Below are 19,733 nucleotides of genomic sequence, written 5' to 3' on the forward strand. Positions count from 1 at the left end.
AGTTTTACCGTCATGAACTCACAATGCACTGCAGCATTGGTACCGATTTAGACAGCGATGAGAAAATATTGTGCAGGAACGGCCGCGTTCCTTTGCAGGCGCATCGTTCGCGGCGCTGCCGCTTGTTCTTCACGCTCCCGCGATCATCGACTCGGTCACGCGGACTGCACGGTTCGCGCCCGGGCACGACGTCGCTAGATCGACGGCGATCCGAGAGGCTGACGATCGTTCTGCCGCAACGGTGAGCGGCACATCTGCGTCGAGGCCGAGTCCCGTTCCCGTGCGTCCGCACCGGATGACCCAGTCCGCCTGACTCGGCGGCCCCGATGGGCTACGAGGCGTCCGGCCGAAGCAATGGACGCGTGGATGCGGTTAGAGATCGAGCGGAAGTTCCTCGTGGCAGGCGCGGGCTGGCGCGACGCGGCCACATCCATTCGGCACCTGAAGGACGGCCTGGTCGGTCATTTCGCGCGCGGGAAGGTCCGGGTGCGGCTCGACGGCGAGCGTGCCTGGCTGACGGTCAAGGGCGCCCGCGAAGGCATCGCCCGCGCGGAGTTCGAGTACGAGATCCCGCATGCCGACGGCGCCGCCATGGTCGATCAGGTGTGCACCGGCAACGTGATCGAGAAGATCCGCTACTGCGTGCCGCACGACGGGCTGACCTGGGAGGTCGACGTCTTCCAGGGTTCGCTGGCCGGGATGGTCCTGGCCGAGGTCGAGCTCGCGCGGGCCGATCAGTCCTTCAGCAAGCCCGCTTGGCTCGGCGAGGAGGTGACCGGCGACCTGCGGTTCCGCCAGTCCACACTGCTCCATCTCTGCTGCGAGGCCGGCCGGCCGATCACGATGGACGACGTGCTGCGGCTGCCGGTGGCCGCTTAGCGACGCGGCCGCGCTCAGCCCGTGCTGCGCAGGGCGCGGTCGAACAGGGCGCCCATCGCTGCCCAGCCGCGCTCCGCGGCCGCGCGATCGTGGACGGGGAAGTCCGGCATCATCCAGCCGTGCGCGGCGGGATAGGTCTCCGCCGCATACCGAACACCGGCTCGCGACAGCGCCGTCTCCAGCCTCTCGGCCATCGCGGACGGGTAGCTTCCGTCGTTCTCGGCGGCCGCGATATACATCTCGGCCCTCAGCGCGGGTGCCAGATGATGCGGGCTCGCGGGTTCCTCGGTCGCGAGATTGCCGCCGTGGAAGCTGGCGACGGCGGCGAACCGGTCCGGATACGTGCCGGCCGCCGTGATGGCCATGCGGCCGCCCATGCAGAAGCCTACCGCCCCGACCGCGCGCCCCGCGACGTCGTCGCGCGTGTCGAGATAGGCGAGGAGCGCCGCTGTATCGGTCGCGGCCTTGAGATTGTCCGTCGTCGCCATCAGCGGGCCGAGTATCGCTCGGAAATCGCCTTTGAACACGTCCGCGGGGACGAAGGGGCCATAGGGCCCGTAGCGGTAGAAGAGGTCCGGTAACAGAACGAGATAGCCGCCGGTCGCGAGCCGTCCCGCCATGTCGACGAGGGCCGGTCGGATACCGCCGGCATCCATGTACAGGATCACGGCCGGCCAGGGCCCCGCGCCGTCCGGCGCGACGACGTGCGTCCCGCATACGCCGTCCTCGGTCCGGATTGCGACGTGCTCGTTGACCATGCTCGGTTCCTCGACGGGGCGCCCACACGTTCTGCGCCCGCCTTCGAAAAATCGCCAGGCCGTCGACCGCACCCCACGTCTCGGGCCGCCGGTCGCCATGAGCGAGGAGAAGGCCCGTGACCTGATCCGGTCCGGTGGTGCTGCGGCGACGGTCCTCGCCTGCGACCGAGCTATCCCGGTCGCTCCGCCGCGAAGCCAGCTGTCTGACGCGTTCCCGGCGCGGTCCGGTTTCGGTTTATGGGCCGGACGGTATACGGGTCGCCACGGCGGCCCGCGCGGTGACGGCCCCGTCGCCCGCGCCGGTCTCCGGTCTCCCGATTTCACGATCCGCGGGGGCGCCGGCCTCCTCCGAGAAGGCTGCTCATGGACCAAGCGAAACCCCGGCGCGACACGACGATCGCGCGGGCGGGTGCGGGGCGGACGGGCTACGTCACGGTCCGCGGCGCGCGGGAGCACAACCTGCGCGACATCGACGTGGAGATGCCGCGCGACGCGCTCGTTGTGTTCACGGGCGTCTCCGGATCCGGCAAGTCCTCGCTGGCCTTCGGCACCCTCTACGCGGAGGCGCAGCGCCGCTACTTCGAATCGGTCGCGCCCTACGCGCGGCGGATGATCGACCAGGTCGGCGTCCCCGACGTCGACGCGATCGAGGGCCTCCCGCCCGCTGTCGCGCTCCAGCAGCAGCGCGGCACCCCGAGCGCGCGCTCGTCGGTCGGCAGCGTCACGACCCTGTCGAGCCTCGTGCGCCTGATGTACTCGCGCGCCGGCACCTACCCGCCCGGCCAGCCGATGCTCTACGCCGAGGATTTCTCGCCCAACACGCCGCAGGGCGCCTGCCCGTCCTGCGGCGGCCTCGGGCGGGTCTACCAGGCCACGGAAGCCTCGATGGTGCCGGACCCGTCCCTGACGATCCGCGAGCGGGCCGTCGCGGCCTGGCCGCAGGCCTGGGGCGGCCAGAACCTGCGGGACATCCTTGTCAGCCGGGGCGTCGACGTCGACACGCCCTGGAAAGCGCTGCCCCGGAGGCTCCGGGACTGGATCCTTTTCACGGACGAGCAGCCGCAGGAGCCGGTCTATGCCGGCCTCACCCCGGAGCAGACGCGGCTCGCCCGCCGCCGCGGCCTGGAGCCGAGTTACATGGGCACCTTCACAAGCGCCCGCCGCCACGTGCTCGGCACCTTCACCAACTCGCAGAGCGCGCTGATGCGCCGCCGCGCCGCGCGCTACCTCGTGAGCGAGGATTGCGCGGCCTGCCACGGCAAGCGGCTGAAGCCCGAGGCGCTTTCGGTCACGTTCGCCGGGCTGGATATCGGCGCGCTCTCGCGCATGCCGCTCTCGGCGCTCGCCGAGGCCCTGAGGCCGGCGGCCGAGGACCGGCAGCCCGAGGCCGACGCCGCACCCGCCACCCTCGACCGCGCGGTGGGCCGGAAGGACCGCGCCGAGCGTGCCGCGTCCGGTGGCTCGGCCCATGCGGGCGCGCCGGACGTGCGCGTCACGCCGAACCTGTCGATCGAGAAGCGCCTCGCCGCCCAGCGCCTGGCCTCGGACCTCATCGCGCGCATCGGGACGCTCGCGGATCTGGGCCTGGGCTACCTCTCGCTGGACCGTGTCACCACGACCCTGTCGTCAGGTGAGCTGCAGCGCCTCCGCCTCGCGACCCAGCTGCGCTCGCAGCTGTTCGGCGTTGTCTACGTGCTCGACGAGCCCACGGCCGGTCTGCACCCCGCCGACGGGGACGCCATGCACGACGCGCTGGCCGGGCTGCTCGCCGCGGGCAATTCGCTCTTCGTCGTCGAGCACGACATCGGCACCATGCGCCGCGCCGACTGGCTGGTCGACGTCGGGCCGGAAGCGGGCGAGAACGGCGGCACGATCCTCTACAGCGGGCCGCCGGAGGGCCTGCGTGACGTCGCGGCGTCCCGGACGCGGCTCTACCTGTTCGGGCTGGTGGAGGCGCCCCCGCGGCCGTCGCGGGAGCCCGCGGCGTGGCTGCGCCTCGAAGGCATCGTTCGCAACAACCTGAAGGGCGTCTCGGTCCCCTTCCCGATCGGGTGTCTCACCGCCGTGACCGGCGTCTCGGGCTCCGGGAAGTCGAGCTTGGTCAGTCAGGCCCTGCTCGAGCTGGTCGGCGAGCGTCTCGGCCGGCCGGTGAAGATTGAGGACGAGCCGGACGATCCCCTGGACGAGGTGCCGGGCCCGTCGGAGGGCCGCATCGCCGGCGGCATGGACGGGATCGGGCGCCTGGTGCAGGTGGACCAGAAGCCCATCGGGCGCACGCCGCGCTCGAACCTCGCCACCTACACGGGCCTGTTCGACGCCGTCCGCAAGCTGTTCGCCGCGACCCCGGAGGCTCGGCGGCGCCGCTACGATGCGGGCCGCTTCTCCTTCAACGTGGCCAAGGGGCGCTGCCCGGCCTGCGAGGGCGAGGGCTTCGTCAGCGTCGAGCTGCTGTTCATGCCGAGCGTCTACGCCCCCTGCCCGACCTGCCACGGCACGCGCTACGCGCCGGAGACGCTGGCGGTGAGGTGGAACGGGCTGAGCATCGCGGACGTGCTCGCGCTGACCGTCGACCGGGCCTGCGCGGCCTTCGCGGACGAGCCGTCCGTGCTGCGGCCGCTCACCGTGCTGCGCGATCTCGGCCTCGGCTACCTGCGGCTCGGCCAGCCGGCGACCGAACTCTCCGGTGGAGAGGCCCAGCGCATCAAGCTCGCCACGGAGCTGCAGCGCGGGCAGCGCGGCGGCACGCTCTACGTCCTCGACGAGCCGACGACCGGCCTGCACCCGACCGACGTCGACCGCCTCATGGTTCAGCTCAACGGTCTGGTCGACGCGGGCAACACCGTCGTCATGGTCGAGCACGACATGCGCGTCGTCGCCCGGGCCGACCACGTGATCGACATGGGCCCCGGCGGCGGCGACCAGGGCGGCACCGTCGTGGCCGCCGGCCGGCCCGAGATCGTCGCCGCGGCCGCGGCCGGCCGCACGTCGCCCTATCTGCGCGAGGAACTCGCGACGGTCCGCACGCGGCCGCCGGGCTGAGGTCACCCACCGCGGCCGGCACAGGGCTCAGGATGAAGGCGTGCCGCGCGCACGCGTCACGCGCCGGGTTGCCGGCACTGGTCCGACAGTCTGGCGGGTCGATCGTGTTCCGCGTCTTGCGCGCCGGAGAACGCGGTGCGGTGCAGTATCGATTAAAGTGAGGTTTGCGGGATCAGTACTGAGCCGCCGGAGTTTCAACCGTTACTGCTGAATTCTCCGGAGGATCGCCATGGGCCTCACCGCGTTCGCCGTGTTCGTCATTCCGTGGGTCCTGCTCGCGGTGTTCCTCACGCGGTCCCCTTCAACGCTTCGCCTGGGGACCGCTTCCGCGCCGTGGCGGTCCATCCCCACCCACAAGGAGATGGCTCGCGCCAACCGTCACGCGCTGCACCCGCATGGGCAGCGGGCGGGCGAGACGGACGGAGTCTCGGGCCGGGACCAGCGCGGTCGGACCGATCCGCCCGCGGGGGGGGCGCTGGGCACGAGCGTGGAGCCCACGGAGCCCGACGACAAGCTCAGCTAACAGATCCGCGCCGGGCATTCCGGCCGGACGTCACCGGCCGATCCAGCGCCGTCGGCGTGCCGCGCGGCGGACGGTTGGTCACGCCCTGACCCGTACCGCGCCGCCGCGGACCCGACTTTCAGGGTGGCCCCCGTGCGGGCCGCGGCACCCCGCCGAGCCCGGAGTAGCGCCGGTCACGCGCCCACGGTCGCGTGCGGCCTGCAGTAGCTGTCGCGCACCGCGGGAATGTCGTCGTAGCCGTCGACGGTGCAGAAATACGTGCACACCAACCAAGCGGCCAGGGCGAGGCAGAGAACGCCGTTGTAGACCCACAGGCCAATCACCCGCCGGCTCGGCAGGTTCGGCAATCCAACGACGGAGCCCGGTACCCAGTCGACCGCGAACACGATCGTGCAGAAGGCCCCCAGCACGCCGGCCATCATCACGGCGAGAGCGGTGGACGTCATGTGCCTTCCCGATCCCGCTCTCCGCCGGACATGCAGGGCGTTACGCCGGCGCGACCGGCGCGGGCACGACACCTTGGGGCGGACACGCGCAGCCGAACTCCTGTCACAGCTCCCTCCTGACCCTCCGATCCGTGCCACACCAGCTAACCGGGACGGCGCCCCCACGTCGAGATCGGAAAACGCGCCGCACCTTCGTAGGACGCGCCGAAGGCAAGAAAGGTTGGCGGAGTACGCTGCCGAGCCGTTCGGCCATGATCCTCGAAGGCTCGGTGGGCGCGCTGGGGTTCGAACCTCGGACCCGCTGCGTAAGAGGACGACGCTTCGGGCGCCGAGACGCGCATGTTCTGCTTGCCGGCGTCGCCGACAGCTTGAGCGCGCTCCCGAAATCGATGGACCCGCCGATTGTCCAACGCGGGGCACCGCTGAAGTCGCTCTGCGTGCTTGCCGGAAGTCGCCTCGCCGAACAGACCGCTGCCGCCTCGAACTCTCGGCCGGGAAAGAACGCCTGGTCGTGTTCTACGACTTCCCTGGCTTCGGCCTGCGCGTCGGCGCGGGCGGCTCGCGGCAGCGGATCGTCCAATGCCGCAACGCGATCGGTCAGACCGAGCGGGACACCCTCGGCCGGGTCTTGCTGCTCTCGTCGACCGATGCCCGGCGAGCGGCGAGCGAGCGGCCGGTGCTGGCCAAGTCAGGTTGGATCCGCGCGCCGAGGAGCGACGCGCCAAGGCGTGGGCCGTCGTGACGTCCGGGTCGAACACTGAGCAGCCATCTGGAAGCTGCGCGAGCCGCTTCACGCTGTGAGCCGGGCGACAGTCGCCGAGCGCCTCGGGGTGATCTTGAAGAGGAACGAGCCGGACGCGGCGAAAAGGGCGCGGGCCACGCTCTCGGCCATCTATGCGTGGCTGATCGGGAACGGCAGGGCCGAGCCCAACCCCGTAGTCGGCACGATCGAGACGGCTCAGAGGAGAAGCGCTGCCGGGTTGCTCTCGCCCGACGAGATCAAGGCTGCGTTGAAGGCTTGTCGGGATGACGACTTCGGCCGCATCGTCCGCTCGCGAACGCGGACCGGTCAGCGCCGCGAGGAGGTGGCGGGCATGACGCGGGCCGAGCTCGATCTGGCGAGCGGCATCTGGCGACTACCGGGCCAGCGGACCAAGATTAGTCTGCTGCTCGACGTGCCACTGTCCCGCGCCTCGACCTGCTCGCAAAGGTCCAGCCCAGTGCTGGCTGGCCGCTCCTGTTCGGTGGGGGCGCCGCCAGATTCTCGGGATTCTTGAACGCGAAGGCCGCGACAAACAAGCGGTCTGGCGTCACGGAGTGGCGGTTGAACGATCTGCGGCGGACGGTGTCCACCGGCATGAACGAGCGGGGCGTGCTGCCTCACAGTGTCGATGCTTTGCTCGACCACATCTCGGGATCCCGAGATGTGGTCGATGTCTACAACCACACCCTCTACAACGTTGAGAGGAGGGTGGCGCTCGATCAGGAGTCGAATTTTTCTCGGCCACACAATCGTCGCGGACCGCTCAGTCGGGTATTTCGAAGCTCCATTGTCACATGAGCATAGCATTATTTCCGAAGCTGGAAGTTATTATGGCTCGAATTAGATCTTTTATCATGTAGGGCAAAACATTCGATCGCAATTGGGAAATAATGAAATAATTTTTCCACGCTACGATGTTGGATTGAGGCGAAAACGGAGAGCTTGGGCCGAAAAATACTTTGCTTGATCTAAATTGACCGCCAACAAATATTCATTGAAATTCCCCGTATCCGTATGGGTTATATTTGCCGTATTTGCAGTCGAAGATAGATTCAGATGCGAATGATTCGCGGCTGGGCCCCCGGGGTTTCAGTGGCTGAACTGGGAGCCGACAGATGGGTACTAAGAAGCTCGCGATCATTGTCAACTGTTATAATTACGAGAGATATATAGTCGAAGCGATCGAAAGTGTGAGTTTACAACTCCCTGGTGACTGTGAACTGGTCGTCGTGGACGATGGATCGACAGATAATTCGTGGACTTTGATTCGGGGCACTGGGGTAAAATGTCTACGTAAGGAAAACGGCGGTCCTGTAAGCGCCTGCGTACTCGGCTTAGATAATACGACGGCGAGGCACGTTCTGTTCTTGGATGCTGATGATAAGATTTCTTCAGGGGCTTTGCGAAAAATTGTCGGGGCATTAGATGAAAAATACTCTAAGCTCCAGTTTCCGTTGTCAATAATCGATGGAAAAGGGGATGAACAAGGTAGAATTTTCCCCGATCTGAGCGCTCAAAAAACCAAGAATTCCTACATCCAGGACATATCTGAAACAGGAGCATATGTTTCGCCTCCGACCTCGGGGAATATTTTTCGAAGAGACGTGTGCGATCTTCTTCGGGAGGCATCCTATGATACGGTGGATGGTGTAATCCTTATCGCGGCTCCGTTCATGGGCGAAATCTATACGTTCAATGAGGCGCTTGGCTACTATAGGGTTCACGACAAAAATATGTCCTCGACCGGGCGGTTGCCTTCAGTCGAGCGGCTTCAATACAGTCAAGAACGATTTTACAATCGTTTGGAACATTTGAAGCATATACTTTCCGTCAGAAAAATTGACCATGACATTATTGGGAGTCGCAGAAATTATATATACTTGAGAGACCAGATATACATCAATATTGTCTCTGGGGAGAAGCTCACGTTGAAACAGGTAGTCGAGCTGGCGGAATATTTTCCGAAATGGTACGGCTGGGCGAGGAGATTGATGACCTTGAGCGCGGCGATCTCCATGATCTTCTTACCTAATCGTGTATCAAAACTGATACTTCGTGTCAGGTTGAATGGTAGAACGCTGCTCGCCAGAACCGCAAAATCTATCCTCAGTTACGCCCGTGGCGCCATCATCAGGCCGGGGCGCAAGGCTCTCCATGAGTGAAACTGAGCTAAGGTTTCGGCCTTCGAGCGTCCTGTCGATATCGGCTGTGCATGGGTCTTCGACGTCGCAACCCAGGCGTCAAGGTTGCCGCGGCGGATGCCGGACCAGCGCACACTGAGCTGTCGCGGCGGCGGCGCATTGCCTGCCCGGCCGATCCGGCCGCGCTCAAGCCTGACTCCCGGCACAGGCGCTCTTGACGCCGATGGTCAGGATTATCATCGGCAGTCGCACCGCGCCGAAGGATCCGCCCGCGCCCCCCGGCTGACAGGAGCCGCGCCGCCCGCGCGCAGACTATGCTCTCATCCCTGAGCCGACCTCAGCCCCGCCGGCATTCGTCGCGCGGGACTTCGCCGAATCCGTTCTGAGATATGTCGCACTGCGGACGGACCACATCCGGATTGACCCCTGCGCTGGGGCGCATGAGTGGCGTGCGAACCAACCCGTCGACTTGTTGATAACTATTCTTCCCAGCAGAGGAGCATGTCTTCCCAGCAGAGGAGCATGAAAGGCCATCAAATTAGTTTCCGTGTCAGATCAGTCTGACCTCCTGTCGCGGAGAGAGCACAACGGATCAAAAAGCGCTGTCTCGAGCCCGGCGATCACCGATTAGGCGACGCTGCATCCTCGACTCCGAGGGCCTACAGGCGCCACGCTGACGGCAAGCACCCGCCCGCGCAAGATTGCGGATGACGGGTCGATGCGGATGGTTGGGAACGCGGCGATGTCGGGCGGTCAGGGCGGGAGCGGCGCAGATCCGGTCAACGGCACCGGCGGTCAGCCCGGGGCGGACGAGGTGGCGAACGGCACCGGCGCGGCCGGTGGAAACGGCGGCGCTTCTGCCCAGGGGAGCGGCGGAGGTGCGGGCGGTGCCGCAGGCTCGGTCGGAGGCGCCGGCGGCAACGGGGGCGCGGCGGCTGGTGGAACTGTCACCAACACGTCGGGAACGGGTGGCGCCTACTCGACCAACACGGGCTCCAGCTTTTTCGGGGGGGCTGGCGGGGCTGGCCTCGCCGGTCCGAATCCCGGCGACGGCGGCGGCGGCGGCGGCGGCGGCAGCCACGGCCAGTACCTCTCCAACACGGGGAATGGCGTAGGCTTCACCTTTTCCCGGACCGGCGGCACCGGTGGAACGGGCGGTGCCGGCAACGGGACGGGCGGAGGTGGCGCGGCGGCAGCGGTGGTTACGGCTTCGTTGAGCCCGGCCCCGGATCCTTCATCGCCAGCGCTCAGATCACCGGCGGGAACGGCGGTGCCGGCGGTGCCGCCGGCGGTCCCGGCGCTTCCGGCGGTTCCGGCGGTGAGGGCGGCATCGGACTTTTCCTCTACGGGAGCACGGGCACCAACACCGGCCAGATCACGGGCGGAAACGGTGGCCTGGGCGGGGCCGCGAACGGTGGCACGGCGGGCGTCGCGGGCCAGGGGGGAGCCGGTCTGTCCGGCGCGAATATCGCCATCACCAACACCGGCACGATCTCGGGCGGCTTCACCGGCGGCAGCACAACCGTCCGGGCCGTCGCTATCAACGTCACGGGCGGCACCAACAGCCTGACCCCCAGCACGGGAACGCTGAACGGCGGCCTCGGGATCGCCGGCGGCGCCACGACATTGCGCGTCCTCGGCAACGCTCCCAACAATCTCGGACCCGTAGCCAACGCCGGCACGTTCGACATCTCGGGGACGACGGCCGGTGCCTCGATCACCACGCTCTCGGGCACCGGCGGGACGACGCTCGGTGCGCAGGCCCTGACCATCACCAACGGTTCGACCAGCTACAGCGGCGCGATCTCCGGTACCGGCGGCGTGGCGGTCACCGGTGGCACGCAGACGCTGACAGGGGTCAGCACCTACTCCGGCGGCACCGCGATCGGTTCGAACGGCGGCGCGGTGTCGAGCACCCTTCAGCTCGGCGGTCCGACCTCGGCCGGCACGGGGACGATCACCTTCGGCACGATGTCGGGGACGGCGACAGCGCGCCTCGGGCTCAACGTGGCCGCTCAGCCGACCAATGGTGGCACCTTCGCCAACACCATCTCCAATTTCGGTTCGGGCAACGAGATCGCGCTCGCCGGGCTGACCAACTCCAGCGTCAGCTACAACAGTGCGAACAGCTCGATCACCATCACCGGCACCCGCTCCGGTGGCGGCCAGGTGAGCGAGAACTTCGTGCTGTCGGCCCCCCGCACGACCAGCTTCGCGGCGGTGTCGGACGGCCAGGGCGGCACGATCGTGCGCGCCGCTACGGCCCCGAACCCCACGAATCCCACGAACCCATCTCAGCCGGCCAACCCTGCACCCTGCTACGTGACCGGGACGCGGATCCGTGTCCTGCGCGATCGGGTCATCTCGGACGTGCCGGTGGAGCAGCTCGCGGTGGGCGATCTCGCCATCACGGTTGCCGGTACGCCGCGCCCGATCCGTTGGATCGGCACCCGCGCGTACCGGGGATCGATGGTTCCCCCGGCCGAGCGCCCCGTCCGCATCCGGGCCGACGCACTGAGCGAGGGCGTGCCCGCCCGCGACCTGCTTGTCTCTCCAGATCACTGCCTGTGGCTGGACGGGCTGCTCGCGGCCGCGGGACATCTGGTCAACGGCTCGAGCATCACGCGTGGCGAGGCGGTGGCGGATCTCACATACTGGCACGTCGAGTTGGACACCCACGACCTGCTGCTCGCGGAGAATGCTCCGGCGGAGAGCTTCCTGGCGGCGCCCGGCGTGCGCGGGGGCTTCGATGGCGTGCAGGCCCTCGACGTCGGCACCGGGCGCATGCCCTACGCTCCGCGCGCCGAACTCGGCCCCGACTTGGCCGCGCTGCGCGGGCGCTTAGCCCTCCGCGCTGTCTCGTTGGACGGTGTTGCAGAGCCGGGCCCGGTGCGAGCGTGGCTGGACCGATGCGGCGTGACGGGCGATGGCCTGCTGCACGTCGGGGGCTGGGCGCGCGACGAGGCGCATCCGGACACCCCGCTGTGCCTGGACGTGTTGGTGGACGGTGCCGTCGTCGCGTTCGCGGTGGCGGCCGAGTTCCGGTCGGACCTTGCTGCGGCCGGCTACGGCGACGGGCGATGCGGCTTCGACCTCGGTGTGCATGTACGCTTCGCTCCGCACGTGCATCATCGTGTCGAAGTGCGTCGCTCGGCCGATGGCCTCTTGATGTGCGCCAAGCGGATGGATGCGGCAGGGTCTTGGATTGCGCTGTTGGCAGCGTAGCGTTGATCGGGACATCCAGCGCCGACTCTCAGCCCCGCCGGCACCGCCGCGCGGGGCTTTTTCGGCGGCTTGCCCGCGACCGAGTGGATGTGGGCGAGGCGCATCGTGCGACGGTCACGATCGTGAACCAGTCCCCTCTATTTGCGCGCTCATCTTCGAAGTCGACCGTCAGAATTCAATGCTCGAAGCGTTGCGATGGCATGGTGAGCCGAAGCCCTCGGCCGTGAAGCGAGCTTCCGCGGACCTAGCTCGCCCGTCGAGGTTTGGCGGACAGAGAGCGCTTCAACGCTGCGATGAAGATTGTCGGCCGGTCTGCCTTGTCACCGCGCGCTCTACGGGATTGAGATCCTATGAGCCCGCAGTAGGCTAAGTCTTGGTGGGCGCACTAGGGTTCGAACCTAGGACCCGCTGATTAAGAGTCAGCTGCTCTACCAACTGAGCTATGCGCCCGATCGCTTCTGCGACCGCCCGGTGGCCACCAAGTCCGTCCGGGGTGGCGGGCTGATACCAACGCGGCCGGGGCCTGTCCACCCCCGGCCGCCGCTTTTTCTCATTCCGCCGCCGCATGCTGTGCATGCACGCGCACGGAATGGGCCGACAGCTTGTTCAGCGCCGACAGATACGCCTTCGCCGACGCCACGAGCGTGTCCGGATCGGCGCCGCGCGCGGTGACGCTGCGCTCGCCGTCACGCAGCCGCACCGAGACCTCCGCCTGCGCGTCCGTCCCGCCGGTCACGGCATGGACCTGATAGAGCTCCAGCTGCGCCTGATGCGGGACCAGCGCCGAGATCGCGTTGAACACCGCGTCCACCGGCCCGTTGCCGTCCGCCTCCTCGATCCGCGTGCCGGTCTCGTCGGCGATCCGCAGCGTGGCGCGCTGCGGCCCGCGGGTGCCGGCGATCACCGACAGGGAGACCAGCCGGATCCGGTCGTGGGCCGTGGCGAGGTTCTCGTCGACGAGCGCCTCGATGTCCTCGTCGTAGACGTGCTTCTTCCGGTCGGCCAAGGCCTTGAACCGGTCGAACGCGTCCTGGAACTGGTTGTCCGACAGGTGCAGGCCGAGATCCTCCAGCTTGGAGCGGAACGCCGCCCGGCCCGAGTGCTTGCCCATCACCAGGGAGGTCTTGGTCAGCCCCACCGAGGCCGGCGTCATGATCTCGTAGGTCTCTGCGTTCTTCAGCATCCCGTCCTGGTGGATGCCGCTCTCGTGCGCGAAGGCGTTGCGGCCGACGATCGCCTTGTTGAACTGCACCGGGAAGTTCGTGGCGTGGCTCACGAGCTTGGAGGCGCGGGTCAGCATCGTCGACTCGACGCCGGTCTCGTAGGGCAGCACGTCGGCGCGGGTGCGCAGCGCCATCACGATCTCCTCGAGCGCCGCGTTGCCGGCCCGCTCGCCGATGCCGTTGATCGTGCACTCGACCTGCCGGGCGCCACCCTCGATGCCCGCCAGGGAATTGGCTATCGCGAGGCCCAGATCGTTGTGGCAGTGAACCGAGAACACGGCCCTGTCGGCATTCGGCACGCGCGCGCGGACGTTCGCGAACATGTCGCGGTACTCCGAGGGCGTGGCGTAGCCGACCGTATCGGGGAGATTGATGGTCGTGGCGCCGGCCTTGATCGCCGCCTCGACGCAGCGGCACAGGTAGTCGAGCGGCGTGCGGGTCGCGTCCATGGCCGACCATTCCACGTCCTCGACGAGGTCGCGGGCCTGGGCTACGGTCTTCAGGATGATCTCGACGACCTCGTCCTGGCTCTTGCGCATCTGGTGCGCGAGATGGATCGGCGAGGTCGACACGAAGGTGTGGATCCGCGCGCGCTTGGCGTGGCGCACGGCCTCGCCGGCCCGGGCGATGTCGGCGGGGATCGCGCGGGCGAGGCCCGCGATGGTCGCGCGCTTGGTCCTCCGGGCGATCTCCGAGACCGCCTCGAAATCGCCGTTCGACGCGATGGGGAACCCGGCCTCGATGATGTCGACGCCCATCGTGTCGAGCAACTCGGCGACCGCGAGCTTCTCGTCGAAGGTCATGGTGGCGCCGGGGCACTGCTCGCCGTCGCGGAGCGTCGTGTCGAAGATCAGGATCCGGTCGCGGGCGGAAGCGGTGCTGGTCGTAGTCATGGCATTACCCTGTCGCGGGCCGCCCGGCACGTGATGGCGCGGCGCGGCGTGGTGCCCTCGCGGGCGGATTCGCGAATGAAAGAACTCCCCTGAAGGCCCAGGCGCGCGCCCGGACGGCCCTCAGGGGCGGGTAAGCAGAAGCGGAAGAAGGAGCCCGGAGCGGCGCGCACGGGACCGAAGCGCCGTAGAGGCGGCGCGGGCGGTCTCGATCGCTGAGCCGGCTCTGGCCAAGGCTCGTCTCTCCTGTCGGCGACCCGCGCGGGACGTTCTCACGGCGCGGTGCCGCCCGTAGGTATCCCCGGATCGACCGGAACACAAGCGAGACCGGCGCGTTCGGAGGCGCGGACCGGGACGGGCGCGGCCGGCGCCTCCGCGAGGATCGCTGCCGCGAGATCGTCGTAGAACAGCATCTGCCCCGCGGCCCAGACCTCGAACTCCGCCAGCAGCGTCGGGTCGAAGGCGGTCAGGTGGCCGCCGGCGATCCGGATCCATCCCGCGGTCTCGGCCTCGCCGAGCAGGTTGCCGACATGCGCCCGCGACACGTCCAGCCGCTCGGCGAGGCTGCGCAGGCTGAGCGACACCGCCGCCGGCGCGCCGGGCACCGTGGCGGCATAGTGGGCCCCGACCAGGGCCGTGAGCAGCGGGTAGCCGCAGTCCCGTCCGGCGAAATGGAGCACCCGCGGGAACGGCGCGATGAGCGTGCCGTGCCGCAGCACGTGGGCGGCCGAAAGGCGCACCAACTCCCCGAGCCGGTCGGGGCCGTCGAGTATCCCGGCGTGGCCCGGGTCGCGACGGGTCACCGCGTCCATGGCGGCGATGAACAGGCGCCCGCTCCGCGCGATCTCGGTCACCAGGGCCGGCGCCGCCTGCAGGCATTTCACGCGCCCGTCGCCCCGATCCGCCACCGCGGTGACAAATCGCCCGGCCTTCAGGGCCGACACGAAGCCGGCCGTCTGCCTCGGGCTCGATCCCACCATCGCCTGGAGGACCGTCAGGGTGGGACGCGGGCCCCCGTGATGGCGCCACGCGTAGTCGTTGTGGATCAGCATGAACGAGACCACGTAGCGCCCGATCTGATTGAGCAGCTTGTGGCTCGGCCAAACAATCTGCGCCGGTTCGATCATGCCCTGGCAGTAACCGGCGACCGCCGGGCGGAAATCGCGCTCGGATCGAAGCAGAGTGATCCGCGCCCGGAAATGATCGTCCAACATCCGCGCCCCGACTCAGCCGGATCCCGACCGAAGGGATGCCGCGCGCCCGGCCTTCGGTCCAGGATTTCCTGCAAAGTTTGGACTCGGTGGTGAAGAACGCGCCGGGATACGACTCGCAGTGCTTGTCTCAGCGCTGCCGGAGCGAGCGGTCCGCCGGGCCTGGCCGGCGTCAGATGCGAAGGGGACCGTCCACCGTGTGCGATCTGCATCGACCCTCTCTCTCCCGGCGCGGCCTGCTGGCCGCGGCCGCGGCCGGTACCGTGATGGGGACTTCCGCCGGGATCCGGCGGGCCGAGGCGGCCCCCGACGGCGCGCGATCGAACGCCATCACGCCCGAGGCGGCCCTCGCGCGGCTGCGCGACGGCAACGGCCGCTACGTCGCCAACACGTCGACGAACCGGGACTTTTCGGCCGGTCGCGCCGCGCGGGCCGCGGCGCAGTATCCGATCGCGTGTATCGTCGGCTGCGCCGATGCCCGGGTCGCCCCGGATTTCATCTTCGACCAGGGACCGGGCGATCTGTTCGTCGTCCGCGTCGCCGGCAACTTCGTCACCACCGACGGTCTCGCCAGCCTCGAATACGGCGTGTCGGTTCTGGGCGCGCCGCTGATCCTCGTCCTCGGCCATTCCGATTGCGGGGCCGTGAAGGCGACGATCGACGTCATGAAGACCAACGCGTCGCTCCCCGGTCATCTCCCCGTGCTGATCGAGGCGATTCGCCCGGCGGTGGATCTGGCCGAAAAGGCGCGTGCGCAGGATCCCCTCGCCGAGGCCGTGGCCCAGAATGTCCGGCACAGCGTCCGGCGCCTCGAGCAGGCCGGCCCCATCATCGCGGAGGCCGTCGCCGCCGAGCGGGTGAAGGTCGTGGGCGGCTTCTACGACATCGGCACCGGCCGGGTCGTGATCCTCTGACCGCGGTGCCCGATCCGTCCCGGCCTGCAGGCCGGCGCTTTGCCGATGCTTGCCAATGACGGTGCAGCCTCGATAAAGCCCGCCGGCACGTCGAGACCGAACCCGCGAGACCGTCATGGCCAGCTACAAGCTCCTGCTCCTCCCCGGCGACGGGATCGGCCCGGAGGTCGCCGGCGGTATGCAGGTGGTGCTCGACACCCTCAAGGAGACCGGTCTCGCGACCTTCGAGACCGAGACCGACCTCGTCGGCGGCAGCGCCCTCGACGCGCACGGCGTCCCGCTCGCGGACGCGACGTTGCAGCGCGCGAGGGACGCGGACGCCATCCTGCTCGGCGCGGTCGGCGGACCGAAATGGGCCGGTGTCGCCTACGAGAACCGCCCCGAGGCCGGCCTGCTGCGCCTGCGCAAGGAACTCGACCTCTTCGCCAACCTGCGCCCGGCGATCTGCTACCCGGCACTGGCCGAGGCCTCGGCGCTGAAGCGCGAGCTGGTCGAGGGACTGGACATCATGATCGTGCGGGAGCTCACCGGCGGCGTCTATTTCGGCGAGCCGAAGGAGATCACCACGCTGGAGGACGGCTCCAAGCGGGCGGTCGACACCCAGGTCTACACGACGGCTGAGATCGAGCGGATCGCCCACGTGGCCTTCGACCTCGCGGGCAAGCGCTCGGGCCGGGTCGCCTCGGCCGAGAAGCACAACGTGATGAAGTCGGGCGTCCTGTGGAAGGAGGTCGTCACCAAGGTGCACGCCGAGCACTACGCCGACCTGCAGCTGGAGCACATCCTGGCCGACAACTGCGCCATGCAGCTCGTGCGCCGGCCGAAGCAGTTCGACGTGCTGGTGACCGACAACCTGTTCGGCGACGTGCTCTCCGACATCGCCGCCATGCTCACCGGCTCCCTCGGCATGCTGCCCTCGGCCTCCCTCGGGGCGGTCGACGCCAGCGGCCTGCGCCGCGCGCTCTACGAGCCGGTCCACGGCTCGGCGCCCGACATCGCCGGCCAGGACAAGGCCAACCCGATCGCCATGATCGGCTCGCTCGCCATGTGCCTGCGCTACTCCTTCGGCCTCGGCGACGCGGCCGACGCCCTCGACGGCGCCATCACGGACGCCCTCGCGGGCGGCGCGCGCACCGCCGACATCGCCGGAGAGGGCACGAACCCGATGGGTACGCGCGCCATGGCCAGCGCGGTGGCGGACGCGCTCCGCACCCGGGTCGGCTGAGACACAACTTCGGCGTGTCGCAGCACCGGGGTCGGTCCCCAGCCGCGTGTTTCGACGCATGGCGGTCGGGCGCGACCTTCGCTATGACGCGCCCATCGAGGATTGGGAGCGTCATGAAGGCCGGAGACGGGGCGTCTGAGCGCGCGAGCGCGGATTTCGGCTTCGAGCGCGTGGCGCTCGACGAGAAGCAGGGGCGCGTCGACAGCGTCTTCCACTCGGTCGCCCGCCGCTACGACATCATGAACGACCTGATGTCGGCGGGCCTGCATCGGGCTTGGAAGGCGCAGCTCGTCTCGATGCTGCGGCCGCCGCAGAACCGCGCCTTCGCGCATCTTGACGTCGCCGGCGGCACCGGCGACGTGGCCTTCCGGGTTCTGGCCGCGGGCGGTCCGCGCACCCGCGTCACCGTCCTCGACATCAATGAGTCGATGCTGCGGGTCGGCGCTGAGCGGGCGCGGGAGCGCAAGGTCGACGAGGCCGGCGACCGGATCGCCTTCGTGACCGGCAACGCCGAGGCGCTGCCGCTGCCGGACGCGTCCTTCGACGCCTACACGATCGCCTTCGGCATCCGGAACGTGCCGCGGATCGAGACGGCGCTGGCCGAGGCGCGGCGGGTGCTGAAGCCCGGTGGGCGCTTCCTCTGCCTGGAATTCTCGGCCGTCGACATCCCGCTGCTCGACCGCATCTACGACGCCTACTCGTTCAACGTGATCCCGCGCATCGGCGCCCGGGTGGCCGGGGACGCCGAGTCCTACCGCTACCTCGTGGAGTCGATCCGGAAGTTCCCGACCCGTGGCGCCTTCGCGGGCATGATCGAGCGCGCGGGCTTCCGGCACGTCACCGACCGGGCGCTGACGGGCGGGATCGTGGCGATCCATTCGGGCTGGAAGGTCTCTTGACCGCCGCCGCGCGCGACGGGAGCCAGCACCGGTGATCAGCGCCGCCGTCAACTTGTTTCGCGGCGCGCGGGTCGGCTTCGTGCTGGCCCGCGAGGGCGCCCTCGCCCTCGTCGACCCCTCTGAGCTGCCCCCGCACCTGCGCCTCGCCCTGCGGATCGGCCGCTCCCTCGAGCGGCCCGGCCTCGACGACGGGGCGGCCCGGCTCTCTGCGGCGATGACGCGCCTCGGCCCGTCCTACGTGAAATTCGGCCAGTTCCTGGCGACGCGGCCCGACATCGTCGGCATGCGCGCGGCCTTCGACTTGGAGAAACTGCAGGACCGGGTGCCGCCCTTCCCGCAGGCGGTCGCGCTTCGCACCGTCGAGGCCGCCCTCGGCAAGCCCGTGAGCGCCCTGTTCGTGTCGTTCAGCGAGCCGATCGCCGCCGCCTCGATCGCGCAGGTCCACAAGGCGATCGTGCAGGATCCCGACGGCACGCAGCGCGCCCTCGCCGTGAAGGTGATGCGGCCTGGCGTCCGCGAGCGCTTCATGCGCGACCTCGAGGTCATGCGCTTCATGGCGCGGGTGGTGAACGCCCTGTCGCCGCAGGCGGAGCGGCTGCGCCCGCGCGAGGTGGTGGAGATCCTCGCGCGCTCGGTGCTGATGGAGATGGATTTCCGCCTTGAGGCGGCGGCCGCCTCCGAGCTCGCCGAGAACACCAAGGACGATCCGGACTTCCGTGTGCCGAGGCCGGAATGGGAGCTGACCGCCCGCGAGGTGTTGTCGGCCGAGTGGATCGAGGGGACCCGCCTGCACAGCGCCGCGGAGCTCGCCGCCCGGGGGCACGATCCGCAGACAATCGGCCGGACCGTCATCCAGAGCTTCCTGCGGCACGCGATCCGCGACGGCTTCTTCCACGCGGACATGCACCAGGGAAACCTGCTGGTCGATGCCGAGGGCCGGCTGGTCGCGGTCGATTTCGGCATCATGGGCCGCCTCGGCCCGAACGAGCGCCGGTTTCTCGCCGAGATCCTGCTGGGCTTCATCCTGCGCGATTACCGCCGGGTGGCGAAGGTCCATTTCGAGGCGGGCTACGTGCCGGCCCACCACTCCGTGGAGGATTTCGCGCAGGCGATCCGCGCCATCGGCGAGCCGATTCACCAGCGCCGGGCCGACGAGATCTCGATGGCCAAGGTCCTGACCCTGCTGTTCGACGTCACGGCCCTGTTCGACATGAGCACCCGCACCGAGCTGGTGATGCTCCAGAAGACCATGGTGGTGGTGGAGGGCGTCGCCCGCTCCCTCGACCCGCGCCTCGATATGTGGACCACGGCCGAGCCGGTCGTGCGCGCCTGGATCGCCCGCAACATGGGGCCGGTCGGCCGGGCGCAGAGCGGCCTGGACGCCCTCAAGGTCGTCTCCGACGTCGTCGGCGACATCCCGGACCTTGCCATGCGGTTGAAGCGCGTGCTGGTCCGCCTCGACGAGGCCGGCACCGGCGATGCCCGCCGGCTGGAGCGCTTCGCCCGCAACGAACGCTACCGCGCGATCTGGTCGACGCTGGCCCTGTGGGGCATCGCCGTCGGCGCGCTGATGCTGGCGTTCCGGGGTCTCTGACGC

General features: G+C 68.7%; 16 protein-coding genes and 1 tRNA gene. 12 read left to right on the top strand and 5 right to left on the bottom strand.

All coding sequences use genetic code 11. The features are described 5' to 3' along the window. The first annotated feature begins 366 nt into the window (after positions 1 to 366). Positions 367 to 879 (top strand): CYTH domain-containing protein, encoded by a 513-nt coding sequence (locus BLW78_RS03450; protein ID WP_091677196.1) that lies wholly within the window; start codon positions 367 to 369, stop codon positions 877 to 879. A 14-nt stretch (positions 880 to 893) separates the two neighbouring features. Here the strand turns inward: BLW78_RS03450 and BLW78_RS03455 are convergent, their stop codons facing one another. Then, positions 894 to 1,637, bottom strand: coding sequence for a dienelactone hydrolase family protein (locus tag BLW78_RS03455; RefSeq protein ID WP_091676691.1), 744 nt, complete (start codon positions 1,635 to 1,637; stop codon positions 894 to 896). Between the two features lie 363 nt (positions 1,638 to 2,000). Between BLW78_RS03455 and BLW78_RS03460 the strand changes: the two genes are divergently transcribed. Continuing rightward, complete coding sequence (locus BLW78_RS03460) at positions 2,001 to 4,676, top strand: excinuclease ABC subunit UvrA (protein ID WP_091676693.1); 2,676 nt, start codon at positions 2,001 to 2,003, stop codon at positions 4,674 to 4,676. A 229-nt stretch (positions 4,677 to 4,905) separates the two neighbouring features. Beyond that, complete coding sequence (locus BLW78_RS03465) at positions 4,906 to 5,199, top strand: hypothetical protein (protein WP_020092140.1); 294 nt, start codon at positions 4,906 to 4,908, stop codon at positions 5,197 to 5,199. Positions 5,200 to 5,372: 173 nt separating this feature from the next. On the opposite strand, the gene BLW78_RS03470 is transcribed toward BLW78_RS03465, so the two are convergent. Next, entirely contained in the window at positions 5,373 to 5,645 is a 273-nt protein-coding gene (locus BLW78_RS03470) for a hypothetical protein (RefSeq protein ID WP_020092139.1), read from the bottom strand. Positions 5,646 to 6,156: 511 nt separating this feature from the next. On the opposite strand from BLW78_RS03470, the gene BLW78_RS03475 reads away from it, so the two are divergent. The 5 genes from BLW78_RS03475 (at position 6,157) to BLW78_RS03500 (ending at position 11,774) form a co-directional block, all read left to right on the top strand. Continuing rightward, entirely contained in the window at positions 6,157 to 6,387 is a 231-nt protein-coding gene (locus BLW78_RS03475) for a hypothetical protein (protein WP_091676695.1), read from the top strand. A gap of 88 nt (positions 6,388 to 6,475) precedes the next feature. Further along, positions 6,476 to 6,922 carry a site-specific integrase gene (locus tag BLW78_RS03480; protein WP_139307670.1) on the top strand — a complete coding sequence of 149 codons (447 nt, stop codon included), beginning with the start codon at positions 6,476 to 6,478 and terminating at the stop codon, positions 6,920 to 6,922. Between the two features lie 47 nt (positions 6,923 to 6,969). After that, the gene (locus tag BLW78_RS30895) at positions 6,970 to 7,206 is read left to right on the top strand and encodes a site-specific integrase (RefSeq protein ID WP_139307671.1); all 237 of its coding nucleotides are present in this window, start codon (positions 6,970 to 6,972) and stop codon (positions 7,204 to 7,206) included. A gap of 317 nt (positions 7,207 to 7,523) precedes the next feature. Then, entirely contained in the window at positions 7,524 to 8,570 is a 1,047-nt protein-coding gene (locus BLW78_RS03485) for a glycosyltransferase family 2 protein (protein ID WP_091676698.1), read from the top strand. A 1,605-nt stretch (positions 8,571 to 10,175) separates the two neighbouring features. Continuing rightward, positions 10,176 to 11,774: a Hint domain-containing protein gene (locus BLW78_RS03500; protein WP_244526757.1), complete on the top strand. Its 1,599-nt coding sequence runs from the start codon at positions 10,176 to 10,178 to the stop codon at positions 11,772 to 11,774. A gap of 374 nt (positions 11,775 to 12,148) precedes the next feature. Here BLW78_RS03500 and BLW78_RS03505 read toward each other — a convergent pair. The 3 genes from BLW78_RS03505 to BLW78_RS03515 form a co-directional block, all read right to left on the bottom strand. Beyond that, positions 12,149 to 12,224, bottom strand: a tRNA-Lys gene (locus BLW78_RS03505). A gap of 100 nt (positions 12,225 to 12,324) precedes the next feature. Then, positions 12,325 to 13,890 (bottom strand): 2-isopropylmalate synthase, encoded by a 1,566-nt coding sequence (locus BLW78_RS03510; protein WP_091676703.1) that lies wholly within the window; start codon positions 13,888 to 13,890, stop codon positions 12,325 to 12,327. 269 nt (positions 13,891 to 14,159) lie between these two features. Further along, positions 14,160 to 15,101: a hypothetical protein gene (locus BLW78_RS03515; RefSeq protein WP_091676706.1), complete on the bottom strand. Its 942-nt coding sequence runs from the start codon at positions 15,099 to 15,101 to the stop codon at positions 14,160 to 14,162. A gap of 194 nt (positions 15,102 to 15,295) precedes the next feature. On the opposite strand from BLW78_RS03515, the gene BLW78_RS03520 reads away from it, so the two are divergent. The 4 genes from BLW78_RS03520 (at position 15,296) to ubiB (ending at position 19,730) form a co-directional block, all read left to right on the top strand. Then, positions 15,296 to 16,012 carry a carbonic anhydrase gene (locus tag BLW78_RS03520; RefSeq protein ID WP_091676707.1) on the top strand — a complete coding sequence of 239 codons (717 nt, stop codon included), beginning with the start codon at positions 15,296 to 15,298 and terminating at the stop codon, positions 16,010 to 16,012. Positions 16,013 to 16,127: 115 nt separating this feature from the next. Next, positions 16,128 to 17,237: a 3-isopropylmalate dehydrogenase gene (leuB, locus tag BLW78_RS03525; RefSeq protein ID WP_091676710.1), complete on the top strand. Its 1,110-nt coding sequence runs from the start codon at positions 16,128 to 16,130 to the stop codon at positions 17,235 to 17,237. 113 nt (positions 17,238 to 17,350) lie between these two features. Continuing rightward, the gene (gene ubiE, locus BLW78_RS03530) at positions 17,351 to 18,136 is read left to right on the top strand and encodes a bifunctional demethylmenaquinone methyltransferase/2-methoxy-6-polyprenyl-1,4-benzoquinol methylase UbiE (protein WP_020092132.1); all 786 of its coding nucleotides are present in this window, start codon (positions 17,351 to 17,353) and stop codon (positions 18,134 to 18,136) included. 31 nt (positions 18,137 to 18,167) lie between these two features. After that, complete coding sequence (ubiB, locus tag BLW78_RS03535) at positions 18,168 to 19,730, top strand: 2-polyprenylphenol 6-hydroxylase (protein WP_056528937.1); 1,563 nt, start codon at positions 18,168 to 18,170, stop codon at positions 19,728 to 19,730. Positions 19,731 to 19,733 lie beyond the last annotated feature (3 nt).

Origin of the sequence: Methylobacterium sp. 275MFSha3.1 (assembly GCF_900108435.1) — a bacterium.
In the GTDB taxonomy this organism is placed as follows: Bacteria; Pseudomonadota; Alphaproteobacteria; order Rhizobiales; family Beijerinckiaceae; genus Methylobacterium.

Bases quoted from the DNA above. Each gene is read 5' to 3' on its own strand.
- BLW78_RS03455 (WP_091676691.1), bottom strand. From the start codon at position 1,637: ATGGTCAACGAGCACGTCGCAATCCGGACCGAGGACGGCGTATGCGGG.
- BLW78_RS03515 (WP_091676706.1), bottom strand. From the start codon at position 15,101: ATGTTGGACGATCATTTCCGGGCGCGGATCACTCTGCTTCGATCCGAG.
- leuB (WP_091676710.1), top strand. From the start codon at position 16,128: ATGGCCAGCTACAAGCTCCTGCTCCTCCCCGGCGACGGGATCGGCCCG.
- BLW78_RS03510 (WP_091676703.1), bottom strand. From the start codon at position 13,890: ATGACTACGACCAGCACCGCTTCCGCCCGCGACCGGATCCTGATCTTC.
- BLW78_RS03470 (WP_020092139.1), bottom strand. From the start codon at position 5,645: ATGACGTCCACCGCTCTCGCCGTGATGATGGCCGGCGTGCTGGGGGCC.
- BLW78_RS03465 (WP_020092140.1), top strand. From the start codon at position 4,906: ATGGGCCTCACCGCGTTCGCCGTGTTCGTCATTCCGTGGGTCCTGCTC.
- ubiE (WP_020092132.1), top strand. From the start codon at position 17,351: ATGAAGGCCGGAGACGGGGCGTCTGAGCGCGCGAGCGCGGATTTCGGC.
- BLW78_RS03485 (WP_091676698.1), top strand. From the start codon at position 7,524: ATGGGTACTAAGAAGCTCGCGATCATTGTCAACTGTTATAATTACGAG.
- BLW78_RS03460 (WP_091676693.1), top strand. From the start codon at position 2,001: ATGGACCAAGCGAAACCCCGGCGCGACACGACGATCGCGCGGGCGGGT.
- BLW78_RS03450 (WP_091677196.1), top strand. From the start codon at position 367: ATGCGGTTAGAGATCGAGCGGAAGTTCCTCGTGGCAGGCGCGGGCTGG.